The 22977-nt window shown below is 67.3% G+C and carries 24 protein-coding genes and 1 pseudogene; 13 read left to right on the top strand and 12 right to left on the bottom strand.

All coding sequences use genetic code 11. The features are described from left to right. Positions 1-4: 4 nt before the first annotated feature. Together ABD104_RS17865 and aceE are read right to left on the bottom strand one after the other, a co-directional pair. The gene (locus tag ABD104_RS17865) at positions 5-322 is read right to left on the bottom strand and encodes a YnfA family protein (RefSeq protein ID WP_087838861.1); all 318 of its coding nucleotides are present in this window, start codon (positions 320-322) and stop codon (positions 5-7) included. Positions 323-350: 28 nt separating this feature from the next. Beyond that, on the bottom strand, positions 351-3020 hold the full coding sequence (gene aceE, locus ABD104_RS17860; protein WP_343927979.1) for a pyruvate dehydrogenase (acetyl-transferring), homodimeric type: 2670 nt from the start codon (positions 3018-3020) through the stop codon (positions 351-353). Between the two features lie 135 nt (positions 3021-3155). Here aceE and ABD104_RS17855 point away from each other — a divergent pair, with 135 nt between their 5' ends. Further along, a complete protein-coding gene (locus tag ABD104_RS17855; RefSeq protein WP_343927978.1) occupies positions 3156-3617 on the top strand; it encodes a MarR family winged helix-turn-helix transcriptional regulator in 462 nt (153 codons plus the stop codon). Here ABD104_RS17855 and ABD104_RS17850 read toward each other — a convergent pair. Further along, positions 3614-4660 (bottom strand): transketolase-like TK C-terminal-containing protein, encoded by a 1047-nt coding sequence (locus tag ABD104_RS17850; RefSeq protein WP_343927977.1) that lies wholly within the window; start codon positions 4658-4660, stop codon positions 3614-3616. The genes ABD104_RS17855 and ABD104_RS17850 overlap by 4 nt on opposite strands. Positions 4661-4756: 96 nt before the next feature. Between ABD104_RS17850 and ABD104_RS17845 the strand changes: the two genes are divergently transcribed. Further along, on the top strand, positions 4757-5428 hold the full coding sequence (locus ABD104_RS17845; protein WP_343927976.1) for a glutathione S-transferase family protein: 672 nt from the start codon (positions 4757-4759) through the stop codon (positions 5426-5428). Next, positions 5400-5600: pseudogene (locus ABD104_RS17840) on the top strand (DMT family transporter); the annotation flags it as partial. The gene ABD104_RS17845 and the pseudogene ABD104_RS17840, both read left to right, overlap by 29 nt. Before the next feature lie 135 nt (positions 5601-5735). Here ABD104_RS17840 and ABD104_RS17835 read toward each other — a convergent pair. Next, a complete protein-coding gene (locus tag ABD104_RS17835; protein WP_343927975.1) occupies positions 5736-6656 on the bottom strand; it encodes a LysR substrate-binding domain-containing protein in 921 nt (306 codons plus the stop codon). A 134-nt stretch (positions 6657-6790) separates the two neighbouring features. Here ABD104_RS17835 and ABD104_RS17830 point away from each other — a divergent pair, with 134 nt between their 5' ends. Next, positions 6791-7426, top strand: a complete 636-nt coding sequence (locus ABD104_RS17830) for a flavodoxin family protein (protein ID WP_343927974.1) — start codon at positions 6791-6793, stop codon at positions 7424-7426. A gap of 36 nt (positions 7427-7462) precedes the next feature. Here ABD104_RS17830 and ABD104_RS17825 read toward each other — a convergent pair whose 3' ends face one another. Together ABD104_RS17825 and ABD104_RS17820 are read right to left on the bottom strand one after the other, a co-directional pair. After that, the gene (locus ABD104_RS17825) at positions 7463-7933 is read right to left on the bottom strand and encodes an Hsp20 family protein (protein ID WP_343927973.1); all 471 of its coding nucleotides are present in this window, start codon (positions 7931-7933) and stop codon (positions 7463-7465) included. Positions 7934-8036: 103 nt separating this feature from the next. Then, on the bottom strand, positions 8037-9227 hold the full coding sequence (locus ABD104_RS17820; RefSeq protein WP_338617076.1) for an MFS transporter: 1191 nt from the start codon (positions 9225-9227) through the stop codon (positions 8037-8039). Positions 9228-9321: 94 nt separating this feature from the next. Between ABD104_RS17820 and ABD104_RS17815 the strand changes: the two genes are divergently transcribed. Next, the gene (locus ABD104_RS17815) at positions 9322-10224 is read left to right on the top strand and encodes a LysR family transcriptional regulator (RefSeq protein WP_087838857.1); all 903 of its coding nucleotides are present in this window, start codon (positions 9322-9324) and stop codon (positions 10222-10224) included. On the opposite strand, the gene prpE is transcribed toward ABD104_RS17815, so the two are convergent. Further along, entirely contained in the window at positions 10221-12167 is a 1947-nt protein-coding gene (prpE, locus tag ABD104_RS17810) for a propionate--CoA ligase (RefSeq protein ID WP_343927988.1), read from the bottom strand. The two genes, ABD104_RS17815 and prpE, sit on opposite strands and share 4 nt — an antisense overlap. Before the next feature lie 95 nt (positions 12168-12262). Here prpE and ABD104_RS17805 point away from each other — a divergent pair, with 95 nt between their 5' ends. The 4 genes from ABD104_RS17805 to leuA all read left to right on the top strand — a co-directional run bounded on the left by ABD104_RS17805 (position 12263) and on the right by leuA (position 14904). Next, on the top strand, positions 12263-12481 hold the full coding sequence (locus tag ABD104_RS17805) for an AbrB/MazE/SpoVT family DNA-binding domain-containing protein (protein ID WP_087838855.1): 219 nt from the start codon (positions 12263-12265) through the stop codon (positions 12479-12481). Further along, positions 12478-12897, top strand: a complete 420-nt coding sequence (locus tag ABD104_RS17800; protein ID WP_087838854.1) for a putative toxin-antitoxin system toxin component, PIN family — start codon at positions 12478-12480, stop codon at positions 12895-12897. The genes ABD104_RS17805 and ABD104_RS17800 overlap by 4 nt, the downstream gene beginning before the upstream one ends. Then, the gene (locus ABD104_RS17795) at positions 12890-13117 is read left to right on the top strand and encodes a hypothetical protein (RefSeq protein ID WP_132979709.1); all 228 of its coding nucleotides are present in this window, start codon (positions 12890-12892) and stop codon (positions 13115-13117) included. The genes ABD104_RS17800 and ABD104_RS17795 overlap by 8 nt, the downstream gene beginning before the upstream one ends. Positions 13118-13203: 86 nt before the next feature. Further along, a complete protein-coding gene (gene leuA, locus ABD104_RS17790; protein WP_087838853.1) occupies positions 13204-14904 on the top strand; it encodes a 2-isopropylmalate synthase in 1701 nt (566 codons plus the stop codon). 40 nt (positions 14905-14944) lie between these two features. Here the strand turns inward: leuA and ABD104_RS17785 are convergent, their stop codons facing one another. The 4 genes from ABD104_RS17785 to ABD104_RS17770 all read right to left on the bottom strand — a co-directional run bounded on the left by ABD104_RS17785 (position 14945) and on the right by ABD104_RS17770 (position 17070). Beyond that, positions 14945-15352 (bottom strand): PIN-like domain-containing protein, encoded by a 408-nt coding sequence (locus ABD104_RS17785; protein ID WP_087838852.1) that lies wholly within the window; start codon positions 15350-15352, stop codon positions 14945-14947. Further along, positions 15349-16047, bottom strand: coding sequence for a DUF433 domain-containing protein (locus tag ABD104_RS17780; protein WP_243724505.1), 699 nt, complete (start codon positions 16045-16047; stop codon positions 15349-15351). Before ABD104_RS17780 ends, ABD104_RS17785 begins: the two co-directional genes overlap by 4 nt. A gap of 103 nt (positions 16048-16150) precedes the next feature. Further along, positions 16151-16735 (bottom strand): DUF924 family protein, encoded by a 585-nt coding sequence (locus tag ABD104_RS17775; protein ID WP_087838850.1) that lies wholly within the window; start codon positions 16733-16735, stop codon positions 16151-16153. A gap of 11 nt (positions 16736-16746) precedes the next feature. Beyond that, positions 16747-17070 (bottom strand): DUF1840 domain-containing protein, encoded by a 324-nt coding sequence (locus tag ABD104_RS17770; RefSeq protein WP_087838849.1) that lies wholly within the window; start codon positions 17068-17070, stop codon positions 16747-16749. A 243-nt stretch (positions 17071-17313) separates the two neighbouring features. On the opposite strand from ABD104_RS17770, the gene argS reads away from it, so the two are divergent. From argS to ABD104_RS17755, 3 genes are all read left to right on the top strand, one after another. After that, positions 17314-18999, top strand: coding sequence for an arginine--tRNA ligase (gene argS / locus ABD104_RS17765; RefSeq protein ID WP_087838848.1), 1686 nt, complete (start codon positions 17314-17316; stop codon positions 18997-18999). Positions 19000-19005: 6 nt separating this feature from the next. Then, positions 19006-19707 (top strand): SPOR domain-containing protein, encoded by a 702-nt coding sequence (locus tag ABD104_RS17760; protein ID WP_087838847.1) that lies wholly within the window; start codon positions 19006-19008, stop codon positions 19705-19707. 91 nt (positions 19708-19798) lie between these two features. Then, a complete protein-coding gene (locus ABD104_RS17755; protein WP_254914597.1) occupies positions 19799-20458 on the top strand; it encodes a thiol:disulfide interchange protein DsbA/DsbL in 660 nt (219 codons plus the stop codon). 131 nt (positions 20459-20589) lie between these two features. Here the strand turns inward: ABD104_RS17755 and ABD104_RS17750 are convergent, their stop codons facing one another. Beyond that, on the bottom strand, positions 20590-22029 hold the full coding sequence (locus ABD104_RS17750) for an FAD-binding oxidoreductase (protein WP_087838846.1): 1440 nt from the start codon (positions 22027-22029) through the stop codon (positions 20590-20592). 172 nt (positions 22030-22201) lie between these two features. Here ABD104_RS17750 and ABD104_RS17745 point away from each other — a divergent pair, with 172 nt between their 5' ends. Beyond that, positions 22202-22954 (top strand): SDR family oxidoreductase, encoded by a 753-nt coding sequence (locus ABD104_RS17745; protein ID WP_087838845.1) that lies wholly within the window; start codon positions 22202-22204, stop codon positions 22952-22954. Positions 22955-22977 lie beyond the last annotated feature (23 nt).

The following is a 22977-nucleotide window of genomic DNA, read 5'->3' as shown; positions in this document are numbered from 1 at the left end:
CCTCCTAGCGCGGCTGGAAAATGATGATCCCCATGCCGGCCAGCGCCACCGCCGCGCCCGCCACGTCCCACGAGGTGGGCCGTATGCCGTCCACGGCCCACAGCCACACGATGGCGGCGCCGATGTAGACGCCCCCATAGGCGGCATAGACCCGGCCGGCGGCGGTGGGGTGCAGGGTCAGCAGCCAGGCGAATAGCGCCAGGCTGGCCGCCGCGGGAACCAGCAGCCAAACCGAGCGGCCTTCCCGCAGCCACAGGTAGGGCAGGTAGCAGCCGACGATCTCCGCCAAGGCGGTGGCGACGTAGAGAAGAAAGGTGCGCATGCCGGCATTGTGGCATGCCTCCCTTCGTTCACACCGCGGCCGGATCCGGCTTGTTGGCGGCTATGCCGTAGCGCTGCATGGCCTGCGTGACCGTGGCCGGCGGGATGGCGCCTTCGTCGGCCAGGGCCTTCAGTGTCGCGACCACGATGAAGTGCCGGTCCACCTCGAAGAAGCTCCGGAGCGACTCGCGGGTATCGGAGCGCCCGAAGCCGTCGGTGCCCAGCGCGACGAAGCGGCGGCCGCCGACGAAGGGGCGGATCTGGTCGGCGACGATCTTCATGTAGTCGGTCGCGGCCACGATGGGGCCCTGGCGCCCGGCCAGGCACTGCTGCACGTACGGCGAGCGTGGCGCGGCCTCGGGATGGAGCAGGTTCCAGCGTTCGGCGGCCAGGCCGTCGCGCCGCAGCTCGGTCAGGCTGGTGGCGCTCCAGACGTCGGCGGCAACGGAAAAGTCTTTTTCCAGCAGCTCGGCCGCCGCGATGACCTCGCGCAGGATGGCACCGCTGCCCAGCAGTTGCGCGCGGAGCAGCGAGGCCGGGGCCGCGGATGCGCGGAACAGGTACAGACCCTTCAGGATGCCTTCCCGGTCCGTCTCGCGCAGGGCGGGGTGGGGGTAGTTCTCGTTCAGCAGCGTGATGTAGTAATAGATGTCTTCCTGCTCGACGTACATCCGGCGCAGTCCGTCCTGGATGATGACCGCCAGTTCGTACGAAAAGGTGGGGTCGTACGAGACGCAACTGGGAATGACCGAGGACAGCACGTGGCTGTGCCCGTCGTCGTGCTGCAGGCCCTCGCCCATCAGCGTCGTGCGGCCGGACGTGGCGCCCAGCAGGAAGCCCCGCGTGCGCGCGTCGGCGGCTGCCCAGGCAAGATCGCCCACGCGCTGCAGGCCGAACATGGAATAGAAGATGTAGAAGGGGATGGTGGCGAGACCGTGGGTGCTGTAGGACGTCCCGGCGGCGATCCAGGACGAGATGGCACCCGACTCGTTGATGCCTTCCTGGAGGATCTGCCCGTCGCGCGCTTCCCTGTAGTAGCTGAGCTGGCCGGCATCCTGCGGGGTATAGAGCTGGCCCAGGTGCGAATGGATGCCGATCTGCCGGAACAGGCCTTCCATGCCGAAGGTGCGCGACTCGTCGGGCACGATGGGGATGACCAGCGGGCCCAGCGCCGGGTCCTTCAGCAAGGTGCTCAGGATGCGCACGAAGGCCATGGTGGTGGAGGCGCCGCGTTCACCGGTGTCCTTCAAGTGAGCGGCGAAGGCATCGAGCTGGGGTATCGGCAGCGGGGCCATTGCGCCGCTGCGCGAGGGGACATGGCCGCCCAGGCTGGCCCGCCGTTCGGCCAGGTAGCGGGCCTCCAGGCTGCCCGGTTCGGGTTTCAGGTAGGGCAGGTCGGCCAGTTGCTCGTCGGTCAGCGGTAGCGCGAAGCGATCGCGGAATGCCCGGACCGAGGCGTCCGCCATCTTCTTCAATTGATGGTTGATGTTCTGCCCCTCGCCCGATTCCCCCATGCCGAAACCCTTCACCGTCTTGGCCAGCACCACGGTGGGCTGGCCCGCGTGGGCGGTGGCGGCCGCATAGGCGGCATGGACCTTCTCGTGGTCGTGGCCGCCGCGCGCCAACTGCCAGATCTCGTCGTCGGTCAGGTGCGCGACCATCTCCAGCAGCTCCGGATACTTGCCGAAGAAGTGCTGGCGCACGTAGGCGCCGTCCTGCGACTTGAAGGTCTGGTAGTCGCCGTCCACGCATTCCATCATCCGGCGGCGCAGCAGGCCGGCATGGTCGCGGGCCAGGAGGGCATCCCAGCCGCCGCCCCAGATGACCTTGATGACGTTCCAGCCCGCGGCCCGGAACGTGCCTTCCAGCTCCTGGATGACCTTGCCGTTGCCGCGCACCGGGCCGTCCAGCCGCTGCAGGTTGCAGTTGACGACGAAGATCAAATTGTCCAGTTTCTCCCGCCCGGCCAGCGCGATGGCCGCCAGCGATTCGGGCTGGTCCATTTCGCCGTCGCCCAGGAAGGCCCAGACCTTGCGCCCCTGCTGGGGCTTGAGGCCGCGATAGTCCAGGTAGCGCATGTAGCGCGCCTGATAGGCGGCGGTCAGTGGTCCCAGGCCCATGGAAACCGTGGGGAACTGCCAGAAGTCGGGCATGAGCCGGGGATGAGGATAGGACGACAGGCCGGGGCGTCCGGCTTCCCGCCGGAAGTCGTCCAGCCGGGCTTCGTCGAGGCGGCCTTCGATGTAGGCGCGGCCGTAGATGCCGGGAGCGGAGTGCCCCTGGATGTAGACCAGGTCGCCGGCAAACGTGTCGGTCCGGCCGCGGAAGAAGTGGTCGAAGCCGACGTCGTACAGCGCCGCGGCCGATGCGTAGGTCGCGATGTGGCCGCCGACATTGGAGTGCCGCCCGGCTCGCAGGACCATGGCCATCGCGTTCCAGCGCACGTAGGCGCTCAGCCGGCGCTCGATGGCCAGGTCGCCGGGATATACGGGCTGGCGTGCGCGGGCAATGGTGTTGACGTAGGGCGTCGTGACCCGGCCGTGCAGGCTGCCGTGTTGCGCCACGTCCTCGTCCAGCAACTGGTCTATCAGGAAGTGCGCGCGATCGCGGCCTTCCACCGCCATGACGGCTTCCATGGCGTCCAGCCACTCTCGGGTTTCCTGGGGATCGATGTCGATGGATGGTGTCGGTCGGGACATGAGGCGGCTCCACTAAGGCTGCTGGCCTGGGGGTCGCCCGCGGCCACGCATATGATTGCAATTACAATGATAGCAAGTGCAATTCTAATCTCCGGTCATATAATTGCAACTGCAATATCAACCCAGGGAGCATTCATGGCCGCAGAGCAAGCCGATCTTTGGTTCTCGTTCGTCCGCGCGCATCGCTGGATGATCCGGGAGATCGAGCGCCGCCTTGCCGCCGCGGACCTGCCTCCCTATGCCTGGTACGACGCCTTGTGGGGGCTGGAAAGCGGCCCCGGCGGTACCCGCCGCATGCACGAGCTGGCCGATGTCCTGGCCATCGAACGCTATAACCTGACGCGGCTGGTGGATCGCCTGGAGCGCGAGGGACTGGTCACGCGGGCGCGTTCGGCCGAGGACGGCCGGGCGGCCTTCGCCTCGATCACCAAGGAAGGGCGCGCGCTGCGCCGCAAGATGTGGAAGGTGTACGAGACCGCCGTGGACGAACTGTTCCTGTCCCGGTTCAGCGGCGCCGAAAGAGATCTGTTCGCCAAGGCGCTGGACCACGCCGCGGCGGACGCCAGGCGGTCGATGGCGGCGGGCGGCGCCGGTTAGCGGTCCGTGTTTTGCAGAACCTGGATTGCCGCCAGGGCAAGCGCCCGGGATGACAGCGGGTCGTCCTGCGGCGCGATTGCCATGGAGTCGCCGCCCACGGCCATGAACGGCCCGCGCACGTGGGCGCCGATCTGTTCGGCGATGCGGCGGGGGTAGGCGGTGGCCGCGATGACCGGACCCCGGCCCCGCGCCAGGCAGCGGACGAGATGCGAAGCTTCCGCCGGCGCGTCCGGGTGCAACAGTGCATGCCACGAAGCCTGGCGCGCTTCGCGCGCCAGCCGCGTGTAGCTAGGGCAGCTCCAGACCTCCGCGCCTATGCGCCAGCCCCGCCACAGCAAGCGCGCCGCGCGCAACGCGGCATGCAGTACCGTCCCCGCCGCCAGTAGCCGGACGTGGGTAATGGCGGCTCCGGCCGGGGTGGCTCGAGCCAGGTACATGCCCCGCATCGCATCGGATGCCATGGCCGGATCCATGATAGTGCCGGCTGGGGTTGGCAGGTCGTGCGCCGACAAATAGTAGAAGCGGCGGGTGCCTTGGTCATACATGTCCTCCAGGGCGCCTTCCAGCACGGCCCGCGCCTCGTCCGCGCAGGCCAGGTCGTAGGGCACATAGTCCAGGTTGTCGGCCAGCCACAGCGGCAGTTCAGCATGGCGCTCCGGGGATCCGCCTTCCCGCCAGGCGGTGGCTTCGTTGCACAGCACGCCGCGTTGGCGCAACTGCGCCGCCAGCCCTTGCAACCCGGCCACCGATGGAATGCGGCACAGGCAGACCAGGGGCCGCTCGTAGCGGGCCGCATCGCGGCGAAACCACAGCGGCCACGCGCTGGCCATCGCTGGCGCGCCGTTCACGGCGCGGCTGCGGACCACCCACGCGTGGTCCGCCAGCGCATTGGTTTCCAGCACCTGCGCGCTGGCTTCGATGGTCTGCCAGGGGCTGAGCGGAGCCTGCCCCGCTGGTTTCCCGCCGGGGTTCAATGCCGCCAGACAACGGGCCGCCGCGCGGCGGGTCGCGGCATCGTCGTTCGAAACGAAGGAAAAGGACATCGCTCGTCTCCTCTTGCGCAACGGTTCGTGGTGCGTCATAGTTGCCAATGCAGTAATTGTAATTGCAATCCATAACCGACGCCAAGGAGCCTGGCCATGACCCGGAAAGACGCCATCACGCTCTATACCGCCGATACGCCCAACGGGCTGAAGATCGGCATTTTTCTTCAGGAAACGGGCATCCCGTACGCGCAGGTCGCACTGGATCTGGGGCGGGGCGACCAGCATCAGCCGGATTACCTGGCCATCAATCCCAACGGCAAGATTCCCGCCATCGTGGATGAAGATGCCGGGCTGGCGATATTCGAATCGGGCGCCATCCTGGACTATCTGGCGGACAAGTACGGGCGCTTCTCGGCTTCGACCCTGGCGGGCCGCACGCAGGTGCGCCAATGGCTGTACTTCCAGGTGGGCGGCATCGGTCCCATGCTGGGGCAGTTGTGGTGGTTCCTGCACGGCGCCGGCGGCACCAATGCCGAGGCCATCGCTCGCTACCGGAAAGAATCCCATCGTTTGTTCGGCGTGGTCGAACGCCGGCTGCGGGCATCCCGCTTCCTGGCGATGGACGACTACACGATCGCCGACATGGCGGCCTTTCCATGGTTGCGCACGCACGAGGAACTGGACCTCGACATCGCGGACTATCCGGCGGTTCGCCGCTGGCTGGCGGACATCGCGGCGCGGCCGGCGGTACAGCGGGCCATTGCGGCCAATCGCCTGCCGGGTGCCTCGCGCCACGATGCCGCGGCGACGGTCGCGCGGGCGTAGCGCCATGGCCTGGACCTATCTGTTGGCGGCGGCCTGCCTGGAGGTGGTGATGGGGGTGGCGCTCAAGCTCAACGCCGGCTGGAGCCGGCCCGTGCCCAGCGCGGTGGCGATCGTGGCGGCGCTGGGCAGCATCTTCCTGTTGGAGCACGCCTTGCGCGCGCTGCCCCTGGGCATCGCCTACGCGGTCTGGACCGGCCTGGGTACCGTCGGGCTGACGGTGTTGGGCATGGTGTGTTCGGCGAAGGCGCGCCGCCCGGCCGCCTGTTCTTCCTGGCGCTTGCGGTGGCAGGCATCGCCGGCCTGCGCTTCACCGAGCCGGCCGGCTGACCGGCTCGTCGTCCCGCGCGCCGGCGAACTCCCGTTCGATCCAGGCCAGGAAGGCGCGGGCCGGCGGGTGGCGTTCGCGGCCGGGAGCGCACAGCACGATGTAGCGGTCGCCCGGTACGCGCACCCCGGGCTTGAACGGCCGCAGCAGCCCGGCGCCGACGGCATCCGAGACCATGACCGAGCTCGCCAGCACCAGCCCCTGGCCCGCGATCGCGGCCTGCAAGGCGTAGTGCTCTTCCTCGTAATGCCGCATGGACGGCCGTCCGCCCAGCCAGCGCAGGCCCGCCGCCGCGCACCACTGCCGCCAGCCCTGCTCGTACAGGGTGGAGTCGCGCCATTGCACCGAGATCAGTGTCGGCCTGGCCTTGGCGGCCGCGCGGACGGCCGCCGGCGTGCCATAGACGCCGAAGGACTCGGCCAGCGCCGCCGGTGCCAGCAGGCCCGGCGGCTCGTTCCCGCCGTAGCGGATGGCCACGTCCACGCTGGCGTCCTGCAACAGGTCGACCACGCGCTCGGTGGCGTCCAGCCGCACTTCGCAACCGGGATGTTCCTGGTAGAAGCGGCCCAGCCGGGGCACGAGCCATAGGGCGGCGAAGGAATGCGTGGTGGTGACGGTGACCACGCCCGTGCCGGGCCGCGGCCGCAGGGCGTCCATGGCCTGGCCGATGTCCAGGAGCGCGCCGTGCACGGTTTCCAGTAGCCGTGCCCCCGGCGCGGTCAGCGTCACGCCGCGCGCCTCGCGCTGAAACAGGGCCACCCCCAGGTGGTGCTCCAGCGTCCGGATCTGGTGGGACACCGCGGTGGGCGTGACGTGCAGTTCCTGCGCGGCCAGCTTGAAGCTGCGCAGCCGCGCGGCGGCTTCGAACGTGCGCAGGGCGTTCAGAGGCAGTCGGGCGAACACTGGATGAGTGGCCTGGAGATGAATTCAATTCATCCTATTGGAAAGAAGCTCATTCGCCAATAACCGCGGCATGCCCCTACATTCTTTCCATCCCCGGCGAGTCCGGGAAACTTCTTTCTACGGGAATGCATGACATGGACTCATCTTCTTCGATACTCATCCTGGTCGGCAGCCCCCGCCGGGACGGCAACAGTGCACTGCTGGCCCGCGCGGTCGAGACCGGCGCGCAGGAGGCGGGACTTGCCCCACGCCTGCGTTTCCTGGACGACTACATCAGCGGATTCCTGGGCGACCGTACGCCTGCGTCCGGGCTGCCGGCCGATCGCTACGGCGAACTCTTCCTGGAAGAGTTCCTGCCCGCCGCCGGCGTGGTGTTCTGCACGCCCATCTACTGGTACGGAATGTCGGCGCAGACCAAGGCTTTCTTCGACCGGTCGTTCGCCTATTACTCGGCCGCCTACCCGCATCATGCCGAGGTGATGACGCGCATGCAGGGCAAGCGGCTGGCGCTGACGCTGGCCTCGGAAGAAAGCTATCCCGGAGCGGGATTGGGCATCGTGCACCAGGTGCAGGAATTCGCCCGGTACAGCCATTCGGCCTTCGTCGGCTATGTGCACGGTTCGGGCAATCGCCGGGGCGAAGTCGCGCGCGACCCCCGCGACCCGGTCGGCGCGGCCAGGCGGCTGGGAGCCGAGCTGCTGCAGCGGCCCTATACGGACTATCGCATCGATACGCCGCGCAGCCACGACGTGTGGGATGCAGCGGCGTAAGGAAGAAGGGCGGAGCGTTGCCGCTCCGCCGTGCCGTCAGGCGGCGTTGGCCAGCGCGGGTTGCTCGCGCGGCGTGGGGGCGGCGCTGCCGATCTCGATGCGCCGGGGCTTGGCCGCCTCGGGCACTTCCCGGACCAGGTCGATGTTCAACAGGCCGTTCTCGAGATGCGCTCCGCGCACTTCGATATGGTCGGCCAAGCGGAACGACAGCTTGAACGCGCGTTGCGCGATGCCCTGGTGCAGGTAGGTGACGGCCTCTTCGCTTTTTTCACGGCGGCCGCCGGTCACGGTCAGCACGCCGCTCTCGACCTGCAGGTCCAGGTCTTCGTTGCGTAGCCCGGCCGCCGCGATCACGATGCGGTAGTCGTCGTCGCCGCGCTTCTCGACGTTGTAGGGCGGATAGGTGCTGCCCGTGTCGTTGCGCAAGACGGACTCGAAAAGGTCATTGAAGCGGTCGAATCCGACCGATTGGCGGAACAAGGGCGCCAGCGAAAAAGTAGCGTTCATGGCTCGAATCTCCTGATAGTCAGCAAGTTTCACCGGGGACCCGATTGCGGCATCCCCTGAACCCAATCTCTGGACGATCGCGCGCATTTCAAGTCCCTGCCATTCATCTTCCGGACTGTCGTAGTCCCAGGGCCACGGCCAGCGCCAGCACGCCCGCCACGCCGGCGATGCCCGCCGCGGCGGGCCAGCCGTATGACTGGATCAGGCCGCCGACCGCGGCCGGACCCACGACCTGGCCCAGGTTGTTGCCTTGCATCATCAGCCCGACCACCAGCGGCACCCGGGCCGGACTGGGCGCCGCGCGCGGAGCCGTCGCCAGCAGCGTGGCGGGGATCAGTCCGCCGGCGGCCGAGAAAAGCATGCACAGCGCGAAGCTGCCGGCGTCGGGCAGCACGGACAGGAAGACCCCGCTTCCCGCCAGGCCCATGACGACGCTGCCGCAGGCCACCAGCGCCCATCTGGCCACCCCGCGCTCCATCAGGATGCCGGCGCAGAGATTGCCGGCGATGTTGGCCGCCGTGGCCGCGGCGGCCAGGAGCCCGGCGGTCTGTAGCGGCATCCTCATCCGTTCGGTCAGCAGGATGGGCAGGAAATTGAACAGCGCGAAGAACTGCAGGCTGTACAGTCCGAATCCCGCGGCCAGCAGCAAGGGGTCCCGGCCACGCAGCGTCGCCAGCGCGTCGCGGCCCGTGTCGCGCCATCCCCGCCAAGCGCCGCGCGCCGAAGGAGGAAGCAGCAGGACGGAGGCCGCAGCGGCCAACGATAGCGCCGCGCTGCTCCACCACAAGATCCGCCAGGACGAGAACAGGGGACCGAGCAACATCGCCAGCGCGATGCCGGTGGGCATGAAGCAGCTCCACAGCGCGAAGGCCAGATCGCGCTGTGCGGCGGCGACCACGCGTTGCAGCAGCGCCGGCCCGGCGACGACCACCAGCAGGAACCCCAGGCCTTCGAGCAGACGGGAAGCCAGCAGCCAGGCATAGCCGGGCGCGCCCGCGCCCAGTGCCGCGCCCAGCGCGCTGGTGCCCAGGCCGGCAAGAAAGACGTGGCGGTCGCCACGGGCCGCCACCAGCGATCCGGCGGGCATGCCGCCCAGCATGCCGAGCACGGCGATGACGGCCGTGAGCCAGCCGATGGCGGCCAGGTCCAGTCCCATGTCGGCGCGCAGCAGCGGCGCGGCGATCGAGGCCTTGCCGACCTGCAGCGCCAGCACCACGCCGCCGCCGACGATGACCGCGACACTCGCCCAGCTGTTCTTTTCCCGTACCGCGATGTCTTGATGGCTTGCCCGCATCGTGCATTCCTGTTCGTCAGGCTGCCAGCATAGGGTTGGCCGTCGATCGACAAAAGTGACATTATTTAGATGTTTTCTATCCAAATAATCGATCATGATCGACGCCCTGACCCTGGACCAGATGCGTGTGTTCGCCGCCGTGGCGGAAACGGGAAGCTTCCGGGCGGGGGCCGGCCGGCTGCGGCGCGCGCAGTCGGCCGTCAGCCATGCCATCGCCAGGATGGAAGGAGAACTGGGCGTCGCGCTGTTCGATCGCGGCGGACATCGCCCTGTCCTGACTCACGAGGGGCAGGCCCTATTGTCCAACGTACGGGATATTCTGCTGCGCGTGGACGCCATGCGTGCGCGGGCCCGAGGCATGGGCGAAGGTGTCGAACTCGAGCTTGCGCTGGTGGTCGATACGCTGTTCCCCATCGCCTGGGTCGCGCAGGCCCTGAACGTCATGCGGTCCCGCTACCCGGCCGTGGCGGTGCGGCTGGCGGTCGAGCCGCTGGGCGGGCCGCTGTCGGGCCTGCTCGATCGGCGCTATGGCGTGGGCATCACGGTGGGCGAGCACTTTCGCAGTCCGAAGATCGCCATGCAAGCCCTGGCGGCGGTCGAGGTGGTGGCGGTGGCCGGCGCATCCCACCCGCTGGCGGCAATGGCCCTGCCCTTGCAGATGGCGGACCTGGCCGGCCATCTGCAGATCGTGCTGGCCGATCCTTCCTCGTTGACGCCGGGACAGGACTTCGGCGTGCTTTCGCCGCAGACCTGCCGCGTCAACACGCAGGACACCAAGCACCAGCTCATCCTTGCGGGCGTGGGCTGGGGGCGCCTGCCGGCATGGCAGGTGGAGCGGGACCTGGCCGAGGGCCGGCTGGTGCGGTTGGCCGTGTCGGCGCTGGGCCGCGACAGCTCGCTGGCGTCGGAGGCCTATCTGGCGCATCGGGTGGACGCGCCGCCGGGGCCCGCGGCGCGGGCCTTCTGCCAGGCGCTGGCCGCGGCCGCCAAGCGCTAGGCCGGCGGAAACATCGCCTCTTTCAACTGCTGCAACGCGCCGGCGTCCTCGATGGTGGTGAGGTCGCCGGGGTCGCGCCCTTCGGCAATGGCCTGGATGGCCCGCCGCAGCAGCTTGCCCGAGCGTGTCTTGGGCAGCGCGTTCACGAAGAACACCCGCGCCGGGCGGGCCACCGCGCCCAGCCGGCGCTCGACCGTCTGCATGACCTCGCCTTCCAGCCGCATGCGACCTTCGGGTGTCGCGGCACGCTCGACGCTGCGCGCGATGGCGAAGGCCATCGCCACCTGGCCCTTCAGCGCGTCCTGCACGCCCACCACGGCGACCTCGGCGATGTCCGGATGGCTGGAGACGCTTTCCTCGATTTCGCGCGTGCCCAGCCGATGTCCCGCGACGTTGATGACGTCGTCGGTGCGGCCCAGGATGGTGACGTAGCCGTCCTCGTCCTGGATGCCCCAGTCGAAGCTGGAATACAGCAGCTTGCCGGGAAAGCCCGACCAGTAGGTGGAGACGTAGCGTTCGTCATCGCCCCAGACCGTGGTCATGCAGCCCGGCGGCAGCGGCGCCTCCAGCGCCACCACGCCCTTGCGCCCGGGCGGGCACGGCTCGCCCGTCTGTTCGTCCACGATCTTCAGCCGATAGCCGTACACCGGCAGGCCGGGCGAGCCGAACTTGGTGGGCAGATCCTCCACTCCGCGCGGCAGCGCCAGCATGGGCCAGCCGGTCTCGGTCTGCCAGTAGTTGTCGACCACCGGCTTGCCGATGGCCTCGTGTATCCAGCGCGCGGTGGGCTCGTCCAGCGGCTCGCCGGCCAGGAACAAGGTGCGCAGCGTGGAAAGATCATGGCGGCGCAGGGTTTCCGGATCCTGCTTCTTCAGCACCCGTATCGCGGTGGGCGCGCTGAACATGTGGGTGACGCGGTACTGCTCCACCAGCTTCCACCAGATCGCGCCATCGGGGCGCACCGGCGTGCCTTCGTACATCAGCGTCGTCATGCCTGCGATCAGCGGCCCGTAGACGATGTAGCTGTGGCCCACCACCCAGCCGACGTCGGAGGTGGTGAACATCACGTCGCCCGCTTGCGCGCAGAAGATGTGGCGCATCGACGCGGCCAGCGCCACGGCGTAGCCGCCGGTGTCGCGCTGTACGCCCTTGGGCTTGCCCGTGGTGCCGGAGGTGTAGAGGATGTAGGAGGGCTCGTTCGACTCCAGCCAGACGCAGGGAATGCGGGCATGCGCATGCCGCTCGCGCAGCGCCGTGTAGTCGTGGTCCCGCCCTTCCTGCAAGGACATGGGCGCCAGGCCCCGGTCCACCAGCAGCACGCTGGCCGGCGCATGCGAGGCCAGGCGCAGCGCCTCGTCCAGCAGGGGCTTGTAGGGGATCACCTTGCCCGCGCGCGATCCGGCATCGGCCGACACCACCAGCGTCGGCCGGGCATCGTCGATGCGCGTGGCCAGGCTGGCCGAGGCGAAGCCGCCGAACACCACCGAGTGGATGGCGCCGATCCGCACGCAGGCCAGCATCGCGAACGCGGCCTCGGGGATCATGGGCATGTAGATCAGCACCCGGTCGCCGCGCCGCACGCCCAGGGCCTGCATCACCGCGGCCATCCGGTTCACTTCGTCGTGCAACTGCGCGTAGGAGTAGGCGGACTCGGTGCCGGTTTCGGTCGAGACGTGGATCAGCGCGGGCTGGCCGCCGCGTTCGGCCAGGTGCCGGTCGACCGCGTTATGGCAGAGATTGGTCAGTCCGCCGACGAACCAGCGCGAGAAGGGAGGATGCGACAGGTCCAGGGGCTGGGCGGCCGGCGCGTGCCAGTCGACGAGCCGGGCCTGCTCGCTCCAGAATGGCCCGGGTTGGTCCACCGAGCGGGCATGGAAGGCCTGGTAGCTTGCCACGGCAGTCTCCTTCTGGTTATCGGATGATGGTGAACCGGCGTTGGGCAGGGGGGTATCCCGGGTTTACCCCGGACTTAGATAGAGCGTGATTCCTTGATATGATCAAGTAAGGAAGTAAGAATTATTGGTTTGTGGAGTTTCCTATGCTTGCCAAGTTGACATCGAAAAACCAGATCACCTTGCCCAAGGCCGCGGTCTCCAGCGTGGACGAGACGGACTATTTCGACGTAACGGTCGAGAACGGACGCATCGTATTGACCCCGGTCAGGGTCCATCAGGCTCAAGCCGTCCGTGACAAGCTGGAGCAACTGGGCATCACCGAGCAGGATATCGAAGAGGCCCTTGCTTGGGCACGGCGATGACGCGTCGCGTCGTGCTCGACACCAACATCGTGCTGTCGGCGCTGATGTTCACCTCAGGCCGGCTGGCTTGGATGCGTCGGGCCTGGCAGGATGGCAGGCTTGCGCCTCTGGTCTGCCGGGCTACCGCCAATGAATTGCTGCGTGTCCTGGCTTATCCCAAGTTCCGGTTGTCAGCGAGTGACCAGAACGACCTGCTCGCGGATTTTCTTCCGTATGCCGAGGTTGTCACGTTGCCCGCCGTCTGGCCGATCCTGCCCGAATGCCGTGATAAGAAGGACCAGGTCTTCGTCGTGCTCGCCCATATCGCCGGGGCCGAGGCCCTGGTGACTGGCGATGCGGACCTGCTGGCCTTGCGGGCGCAGGCTCCGTTCCCCATATGGACGGCCGACCATCTCGCCGACATCGCCGGTGCCTGATGGCGTCGTAGTTTTTGCCCAGGCGGCTTGCCAGCAATCCGAATTTGTGGTTGACTATCACATCTATCCGCATTTTTCCCCAAGCACGATCGCAACCATGGCCACATCCGCCATCCGCTCCGCCGCCTCCCTGCGCCAAGCCGCGCCGGGTGCCGACGTGCGCGCGATCGTCGCCCTCATCGCCTCCTCGCTACTACTACCGATCGGTTGCCGGGCCTAGCGTCCCCGTGGCAGTTCGGCAGCCCCCTCTCGGCCACTCACACGGTCCATCCGTCCATTCCGAGTCCGCAGTAGCAGGAGCAGTCCATCATGTTGAAGAATCCCGAGGCGAAATACCGCCCCTTTCCCGCCTACGACTTTTCCGAGCGTAGCTGGCCCAACCGCCGCATGACCAAGGCGCCGATCTGGATGAGCACCGATCTGCGCGACGGCAACCAGGCCCTGATCGAGCCCATGAACGGCGAGCGCAAGACGCGCATGTTCGAGAAGCTGGTCGAGATCGGTTTCAAGGAAATCGAGGTCGGCTTTCCCTCGGCCTCGCAGACGGATTTCGACTTCATCCGCGGCCTGATCGACCAGAACCGGGTGCCCGAGGACGTCACCATCGAGGTGCTGACGCAATCGCGCGAAGAACTGATCCGCCGCACCATCGAGTCGGTCGAGGGCGGCCGCCGGGTGATCGTGCACATGTACAACGCCATTGCGCCGGCCTTCCGCCGCATCGTGTTCGGCATGTCGCGCGAAGAAGTCAAGCAGATCGCGCTGGAAGGCACCCGTCTCATCAAGGAGTTGACCGACGCGCGTCCTGACACCGAATGGGTCTACCAGTATTCGCCCGAGGTGTTCAGTTCGTCCGAGCTCGATTTCGCCAAGGAAGTGTGCGATGCGGTGGTCGAGGCCTGGGGCGCGACGCCCAACCGCAAGATCATCCTGAACCTGCCCGCCACGGTCGAGTGCGCGATGCCCAACATCTACGCCGACCAGATCGAGTGGATGCACCGCAACCTGGCCAATCGCGACAGCATCATCCTCAGCGTCCACCCGCACAACGACCGCGGCACCGCGGTCGCGGCGGCCGAGATGGCCGTGCTGGCCGGCGCCGAGCGCATCGAGGGCTGCCTGTTCGGCCACGGCGAACGCACCGGCAACGTCGACCTGGTCACCCTGGCCTTGAACTGCTACAGCCAGGGCATCTCGCCCGGGCTCGACTTCTCCGACATCGACGACGTGCGCCGCTGCGTCGAATACTGCACCCAGTTGCCGGTGCACCCGCGCCATCCCTACGTGGGCGACCTCGTCTTCACCGCGTTCTCGGGTTCGCACCAGGATGCGATCAAGAAGGGGTTCGCGCAGCGCCAGCCGGATGCCGTCTGGGACGTTCCCTACCTGCCCATCGACCCGGCCGACCTGGGCCGCAGCTATGACGCGGTCATTCGCGTGAACAGCCAGTCCGGCAAGGGCGGGGTGTCCTACCTGTTGCAGCAGGAATATGGTTTCGACTTGCCGCGCCGCCTGCAGATCGAGTTCAGCCGCGCCATCCAGCGCGTGACCGACGAAACCGGCAAGGAGGTCGTCGCCGCCGATGTCTACTCCATCTTCAGCAGTGAATACCTGGAGCAGCACGAGCCTTATCGCTTCGTCCGCCATCGCATGGCCAGCATCGACGGCGGCGTGCGGGTCGAGGTGGACGTGCAGGTCGCCGGCGAGGCGCGCACCCTGGTGGGCACCGGCAACGGCCCGATCGACGCCTTCGTGCAGGCGCTGGACATGCCGATGCGGATGATGGACTACCACGAGCACTCGATAGGCGTGGGCGCCGACGCGACCGCCGCCTGCTATGTGGAAGTGCGGGTGGGCGATGCCCCGACCGGCTTCGGCGTGGGCGTGGACAGTGACATCGTCACCGCTTCGTTCAAGGCCGTGCTGAGCGCGGTCAACCGGCATATCCGAGACAGCGGGCAGCCGGCCGCGACGGCGGGGACCAAGCTTGCCGAAGTGAGCGTGTGATCAGGTCAGGCACGGGGCCGGGTGCCCCTTGCCCAAGCCGCTACAGTTGCTTGAAGCGGGTGGAGACGCGCCAGGGGACCTCGACCGCGGCGCGTTCTACCGTGTTGGCCTGATCGACGATTCGGGGCCACCATAGGACCAGCTGCGACAGCTTGTCCCAGTACTTCCGGCTGGACCAGCTCGATTGCAGTACGAAGACCGAGAGGCCGTACTGGCGAATGACCTGCCGCTCCGCGCCATTCTTTTTCCGGAAGGCATCCACGGACAGGATGGCCCAATCCCGCTCCTCACCGAGAGTCCGCAGCCAAACGATGTCGTCTGTGTTCTTGGGAAAGCGGCTGCGCAGGTGGCAGACTTCACCGATGCGGCCGGCCAGGACTCCCTGGCTCGCTTCGGCAAGCGCGGGAGCCCACTGTGGCGGGAGATTGTTGTCCAGGAGGAAGTTCAATGGACTCGTTGCCTCAGGCTTTCCTCAAACCTGACGGCAGATCTGACAAGACGCGGTTGAATGTCGTAGATCGCAGCCGTTGCCTTGATCGCTTCTTCGTTTCCGCCTTCGGCCATGTATGACGCGTGCAGGATGTCGGTTGGCGTACCTGCCGCTTCCACGATGGGGCTTCCGAACTGGCGGGAAGGGTCCAGGACAATGCCTTCCCGCTTAAGCAATGGATACCACCTGGACGCCTGGTCCTGGTGATACTCGATACCAGCGTACAGCGACGGGCTGATGATTTCCCGGAATACATGCTGTCTGTTCCGCAGATCCACCAACGCTTCGTCCATTCCAGCTTGCCGAATCGCTTCGCCAAATATCGTTCGGCCATCCGTTTTGAATTTCAGCGTGGTGAATGGATATTTGACGCCCCAGATCTGCTGGGCGGACTCCAGGCATTTGCGAACGACGAGCAGCGGTACGCCGTACTGGACGAATGCGTGGACGAAGCGAACTTCCAGCAAGTCGTGAAAGCCGATGACCTTTTCGTCGAATTCTTGCGTGGATAGCGCCGGTGTCCACAGCGGGGGAGACCAGGAGCGCGAGCGCGTGTCGCCCTGGCTTTTCTGGTAGTGGTACCCGAAAAGCCACCGATTCAATTGCCGCGAAGGGACGTCAATCAAACGAGCCGCTTCGCTCAGGCTGTACATACCGGTTCCTGCGTACATGGTCAGCTTTGGAGGAGAGCGACGAGGCCAGTTTAGCACCGGGGTCGTGCGGATCCAGCGTCGTCCTAGGCTCGTCTGGTCCTAGTCAAAACCCCGACCCGGGCTGTTTCAGGAACTCCAGTTCCTGCCCCGTGCTGGCCCGCCCCAGGATGGCGTTGCGGTGGGGAAAGCGGCCGAAGCGCTCCACGATGTCGCGGTGGCGGATGGCGAAGTCCAGCGAGTTCTGGGAGGCGGGATGTTCCTGTGCCAGCGTCGTGTACAGGGCCACGCATCGTTCCTGGATGCCGGGGTTCTCGCTGTGCATCAGCGGCAGGTAGACGAATTCCCGTTGCACCGGCGGCAGTTGCAGGTAGCGGCCCGAGTCGATCAGTTCCAGCGCGTCGGCCAGCGCCTGCGGGTCGCCGGCGAAGGCGCGCGGCGTGCCGCGCCAGACGTTGCGGGGAAACTGGTCCAGCAGCACGATGCGCGCGAGCGCCCCGCCCAGTTCGCGCTTCCACTCGCGCAAACCTCCGGCCACCGCCTGCTCGATCCGCGGCAGGAAGCGCCGTTCGATCTCGGCATCGAAGTCGGGGTTTTTCTGGAACCAGACGTGGCGCGGCTTCAGGTAGCCGGGATCGTCGGGAGGCAGGAACCAGAAGTCCAGGACGTCCTGCCAGGGTGGTCGGGTCATGCGGCGGCTCCTCAGCTTTCCCAGGTCACGTTGACGTCCTGCGCCTGCGCCTTGCGCAGCATGTCCAGCAGCGGGAAGGCGCGCTGTCTCAGGCCGACGTGGCTGGCGGCCTTTTCTTTTTCCTCGGGGTTGTCCTCGTCGTAGCGAGGCTCCTTCTCGACGCCTATCGCGGCCTCGATGCGGCGGATGGCCTCGGGCAATTGTTCGGGCGTGAAGACGCCGCGCGTGCCCGCGGCGATCTCGGGCATCTTGCCGGCCAGTTCCAGCAGCGGTCTGGCGTGCTCGCCCAGCATGATGACTTCGCCGGCGGCCTTGGATCTGAAGGTGACGATCATGGCGTTGCTTTTCCCGTGTCGTTGACCGGTATCCATTATGGCGGAAGTCCGCGCGGGCAACCCGATGGCCGCCACCTCTCTCCATCCGACCGGAGCCATTCGGTATCCATAAGCATCATATGTCACCTCCGATGACAGAGCGGCATCAGTAGAGAACGCCGGGGTCCGTGGCTTTTCCCCTCTCCGGCCCGCGGCTGTTAACATTCCGCTCTTGGTTTTTCATTCAGCGCGATCATTCCAGCCATGCTCCCCGAGCAACAGGAACAACTTCTGGGCCTCCTGGGCGCCGCCGTCAAGGCCGTCGCCCCCGAAGCCACGCCCACCTTGCTGCTCGAGCGGCCCAAGGTGGCCTCTCACGGCGACGCCGCCACCAACGTGGCGATGCAGATCGCCAAGCCCCTCAAGCGCAATCCCCGCGAGCTGGCGCAGGCCATCGTCGATGCGCTGCTGGCGCTGCCGGGCGCGGACGCGCTCGTCCAGAGTGCCGAGATCGCCGGCCCCGGTTTCATCAACCTGCGCATCGCGCCCGCCGCCAAGCAGGCGGTGATCGACGCCATCCGCGTGCGTGGCGCCGAGTTCGGCCGCGCGCCGGCCAACGGCCGCAAGGTGATGGTCGAATTCGTGTCGGCCAACCCCACCGGGCCGCTGCACGTCGGCCATGCCCGCCAGGCCGCGCTGGGCGATGCTATTTGCCGGCTGTTCGACGCCAGCGGCTGGAACGTCACGCGCGAGTTCTATTACAACGACGCCGGCAACCAGATCCAGAACCTGGCCATCAGCGTCCAGGCGCGCGCGCGCGGCTTCGGCCCCGAGCATCCGGATTTCCCGGCCGACGGCTATCGCGGTGAATACATCTCGGAAATCGCGACGGACTTCCTGGCTCGCAAGACGGTGCAGGCGGCCGATGCCGAGCCGGTCACCGCCTCGGGCGATCCCGAGAACCTCGACGATATCCGCAAGTTCGCCGTGGCCTACCTGCGCCGCGAGCAGGACCTGGACCTGCAGGCCTTCGACCTGAAGTTCGACAACTATTACCTGGAAAGCTCCCTGTACACGTCGGGCCGGGTCGAGCAGACCGTGCAGCGCCTGATCGCCAGCGGCCATACCTACGAGCAGGACGGCGCGCTGTGGCTGCGCACGACCGAACTGGGCGAAGGCGACGACAAGGACCGCGTCATGCGCAAGTCCGAGGGCGGCTATACGTACTTCGTGCCGGACGTGGCCTATCACGTCACCAAGTGGGAGCGCGGCTACACCAAGGCCATCAACATCCAGGGCTCGGACCATCACGGCACCGTGGCGCGCGTGCGCTCGGGCCTGCAGGCGCTGGACGTCGGTATCCCCAAGGGCTATCCCGACTACGTGCTGCACAAGATGGTCAAGGTCATGCGCGGCGGCGAAGAGGTCAAGATCTCCAAGCGCGCCGGCAGCTACGTGACCATGCGCGACCTGATCGACTGGGTGGGCCGCGATGCGGTGCGGTATTTCCTGATCCAGCGCCGCGCCGATACCGAGTTCGTGTTCGACGTCGATCTCGCCCTCAAGCAGACCGACGAGAATCCCGTCTACTACATCCAGTACGCCCACGCGCGCATCTGTTCCGTGCTGGCGCAATGGGGTGGCGACGAGGCCGATCTGGCGCGCGCCGACACGTCGTTGCTGACGGCTGAACGGGAGTTCCTGCTGCTGCAGCGGCTGGCCGAGTTTCCGTCCATGGTGGGGCTCGCGGCCAACGATCTGTCGCCGCATCATGTCGCTTTCTGGCTCAAGGACTGCGCCGCCGATTTCCACGCCTACTACAATGCCGAGCGCGTGCTGGTGGACGACGAGGCGCTGAAGGTGGCGCGCCTGGCGCTGCTGGCGGCGACCCGGCAGGTGCTGGCCAACGGACTGGCGTTGCTGGGCGTTTCCGCTCCGCAACGGATGTAACGATTCATGGCCTCCACAGCGAAGACGAAGTCCGCCCGCGGCGGCAAACCGGCCGGCACGGCCCAGCGCCAGGCCGCGCCCAAGCGCGCGGTGGGCGGCACCATGTTCGGCCTGATGGCCGGATTGCTGGTCGGCCTGCTGGTGGCCGTGCTGGTGGCGTTCTACATCACCAAGGCGCCGGTGCCCTTCGTCAGCAAGGGAACCCGGCCGCCGGCCTCGCCCGCGCAGCCGCCCGATCCGGCCAACGCTCCCGATCCGAACCGCAGCCTTTACGGCAAGGATGGTCCCGCCGGCGCGCCGTCGGCCTCGGGCCCCTCGGCCACGCAGCCGGCGCCCGCGCCGGTGCCGCAGGCCACCCGCGATCCGCTGGGCGATTTCCTGGCCAGCCAGAACGTCGACAAGAGCAAGAAGGGCGCGCAACCTTCCGCGCCGCAGGCGGCCGCGCCTTCCCAGCCACCCGCCCCGGCGGCGGGGGCGTCGGGCACCTATTTCCTCCAGGTCGGTGCCTATCGCGTGATCGAGGACGCCGAGGCGCTCAAGGCCAAGCTGGCTTTCATGGGGTTCGAGGCGCGCCTGGAGACGGCCGACGTGGCCGCCGGCACGGTGCACCGCGTACGCGTGGGGCCGTTCACCCGGCTCGACGACATGAACCGCACGCGCGCGCGCCTGGCCGAGAACGGCATCGAGGCCGCCGTCGTGAAGAAATGACCCCGGTGGAACTTCGCGCGGCCTGCCGCGGTCCGAGTTTCCACCGCGTCCGGCCGGCCTGCCGCCCGGGCCACGTTACCAAAGGAATTCTATGATCGGTCGCTACGCTTTCCGCCACATGTTCGCCGGCCTGGCCCTGGCCGCCGGTTTCGTCGCCGCCCTGCCGGGCACCGCCCAGGCGCAGCAGCCTCGCGAAGGCACGGAATACATCCGCCTGCAGCAGCCCCAGGCCACCGATTCGCCGGGCAAGGTCGAGGTCACCGAGTTCTTCTGGTATAGCTGCCCGCACTGCAACGCGCTGGAGCCCAGCCTGGAAGCCTGGATCAAGAAGCTGCCGCCCGACGTCGTGGTACGCCGCGTGCCGGTGCGCTTCAATGCCGGCATGGAGCCGCAGCAGCGCCTGTACTACACCCTGGAAGCCCTGGGCAAGGTCGACCAGTTGCATCGCATGGTCTTCACCGCCATCCATGAACAGCGCCAGCCGCTGAACACGGCCAACCGCATCTTCGACTGGGCCGAGAAGCAGGGCCTGGACCGTGCCCAGTTCACGGCCGCCTACAACTCCTTCGGCGTCCAGAGCAAGGTGCAGCGCGCCACCAAGCTGGCCGAGGCCTACAAGATCGACGGCGTGCCCACCCTGGCCATCAACGGCCGCTACCTGACCTCGCCGTCGCTGACCGGCAGCAATCTCGGCGCGCTCCAGGTCGCGGACTTCCTGATCGGTAGGGAAAGGACCCCCCCTACGCGCTGACGCGCGCCCCCCAGGGGGCGGCACTGGCGGACCGGCGGAGCCGGATCCGCTGTGCCCTGGGTCTGGATCGTGGATACGAGAACGGCCTTGCATTTAACCGTGCAAGGCCGTTTTTGGTTTTCTGGAGAAAGTCAGGATTGGGGAGAGGGGCCGAAGTGAACTTGGCCTAGGGCGTGACTCGGGTCGATCGCATGCTGGATCTTGCCGGACAGCGCCTGCGCCTCGGGCGAGGCATAGCGGTGGTAGAAGCGTTCGTTGTAGGGGCCGACGCCGTGTTCGGCGCTGAAGCTGCCGCCGAACTGGCGGACGACCAGGTCGTAGATCGCCAGCCGGAGTTTTTCGACGGTGTCCGTGTCGTAGGCGGGCGTGGCGTCATGGGGCCAGACGATGTTGAAGTGGGTGCCGCCGTCGGCCCAGTGGCCGAAGTCGAACAGGCGCAGCCAGGGGAAGTCGGCTTCCAGCATCCGCCGCGCGGTGGTCTGGAAGTCGACCATGGAGGAACGCGGCACGGCGATGTCGAAGGCGATCAGCTTGCCCTGGTGACGGATGGATTCGCTGATGGAGTGGCGGATCTTCCAGAGGTCGGGGCCGCCATCCAGCACGGCGTTGGCCACGAGTACGTCGAATTGCCGTTCCAGGAAGTCGTTCAGCGCCGATTGCAGGTCCACGCCCAGCACTTCGCGCGACGAGGTGGCGGCCAGTTCCACCAGCAGGCAGTAGTCCGGGATGGGTTCGGGCGCGAAGGGGTTGGCGACGCCGGGCACGTGGTCGATGACCGACTGCACGGTGGAGCTGGACATGCCTTCGTAGGCGGTCAGGAAATCGCCGAACTCGCTTTCCAGCGCGATCAGCAGTTCCAGCACGGCTTCCTGGCTGGTGGGCACGATCAGCGCGGTGGCGGTCTGGCGCGGCAGGGGATGGACCTGCACGACGGCGCGGGTGATGATGCCGCCCGCGCCGCTCACGCCGACGAAGAACTGCTTGAGGTCGTAGCCGGTATTGTTCTTGCGCAGTCCGCTCATCAGGTCGAGCACCTGCCCGGGCGGATCGGCCAGCACCACTTCGATGCCCAGCAGGTTGTGGCGCACGTCGCCGTAGCGGATCAGCCGCGAGCCGCCGGTGTTGGTGGCGATCATGCCGCCCAGCGAGGGGTTGGCGCCCAGGTCGATGGGAAAGCACAGGCCATGTTCGGCCAGCTTGTCGTTCAGTTCCTGCAGCGTGACGCCGGCGCCCACGGTGGCGGTGCGGTTGGCGCGGTCGATCACGATCTCGCCGCGCAGCCGCTCCAGGCTCAGCACGACCTGGGTGCCGCTGGCGTCAGGCGTGCTGGCGGCCACCAGGCCGGTGTTGGCGCCCTGCGCGATCAGCGGCGTGCCGGTGTCCACGCAGTAGCGCACCACCGCCGCCACCTCGGTGGCCGAACCCGGCCGCACCACCAGGGCGGCCTTGCCGTCGCCGTAGCGGGCGCCGGTTTCGTAGCGGGCCTTGTCCGCGGGGTCGGCATAGACATTCGCCTGGCCGACCAGTCCGGCCAGCGCGGCTTGCACATCGGAAACGGGAAGTGACGTCATCTTGCTCTCTGTTGCCGCGGACGCGGTTCTTTTCGCAGTATCGCAGATTCGTCCACGGCTGGCCGGAGCTGTCCCGCCGCGACAATGGAGCGGCGCGATGACGGTTTCTTAATGATTTTTGGTAAGAACTACATGATTAAAGGAGATAATGATGACGTTACGAGAGGGGAGCATGAACGTCTTCATCACCGGCGCGAGCAGCGGCATCGGGCAGGCGCTGGCACGCCGCTATGCGGCCCTGGGCGCCACGCTGGGCCTGGTGGGCCGGCGGCAGGAGGCCTTGCAGGCGCTGGCCGCGTCGCTGCCGGGCAAGCACCGCTGCTATGCGCTGGACGTGCGTGACCGCGATGCCCTGCATGCGGCGGCCCGGGATTTCCAGGCCTTGGGCGATACCGGCCTGGTGATCGCCAATGCCGGTATCAGCACCGGCACGTTGACCGAGGAAATGGGGGATTTCGACGCTTTCCGCGCCGTGATCGACACCAACCTGATCGCCATGGTGGCGACGTTCGAGCCCTTCATTCCCGCCATGAAGCAGGCCGGCCGGGGCCACCTGGCGGGCATCGCCAGCGTGGCCGGCATACGCGGGCTGCCCGGCGCGGGAGCGTACAGCGCTTCCAAGGCGGCGGTCATCGCCTACTGCGAAAGCCTGCGCAACGAATTGTCGCCGCAGGGCATACGGGTCACGACCATCGCGCCGGGCTACATCCGCACGCCCATGACCGCGCGCAACCCCTATTCGATGCCGTTCCTGATGGATGCCGACGTGTTCGCCGCGAAAGCCTCCCGTGCCCTGGACCGCGGCGTCCGCTACACCGTCATTCCCTGGCAGATGGGCATCGTCGCCAAGCTGATGCGCCTCCTGCCCGATGCCGTCTACGACCATTTCGCCGTGCGCGCGCCGCGCAAGCCGCGCCACCTCTGACCCGCCGATCCCGATCCGGCGCA

The organism is Pigmentiphaga daeguensis, from assembly GCF_039523035.1.
Classification (GTDB): Bacteria; Pseudomonadota; Gammaproteobacteria; order Burkholderiales; family Burkholderiaceae_B; genus Pigmentiphaga; species Pigmentiphaga daeguensis.
Note: the sequence above shows the minus strand (reverse complement) of the source record. Positions and strands in the feature narration are given on the sequence as shown.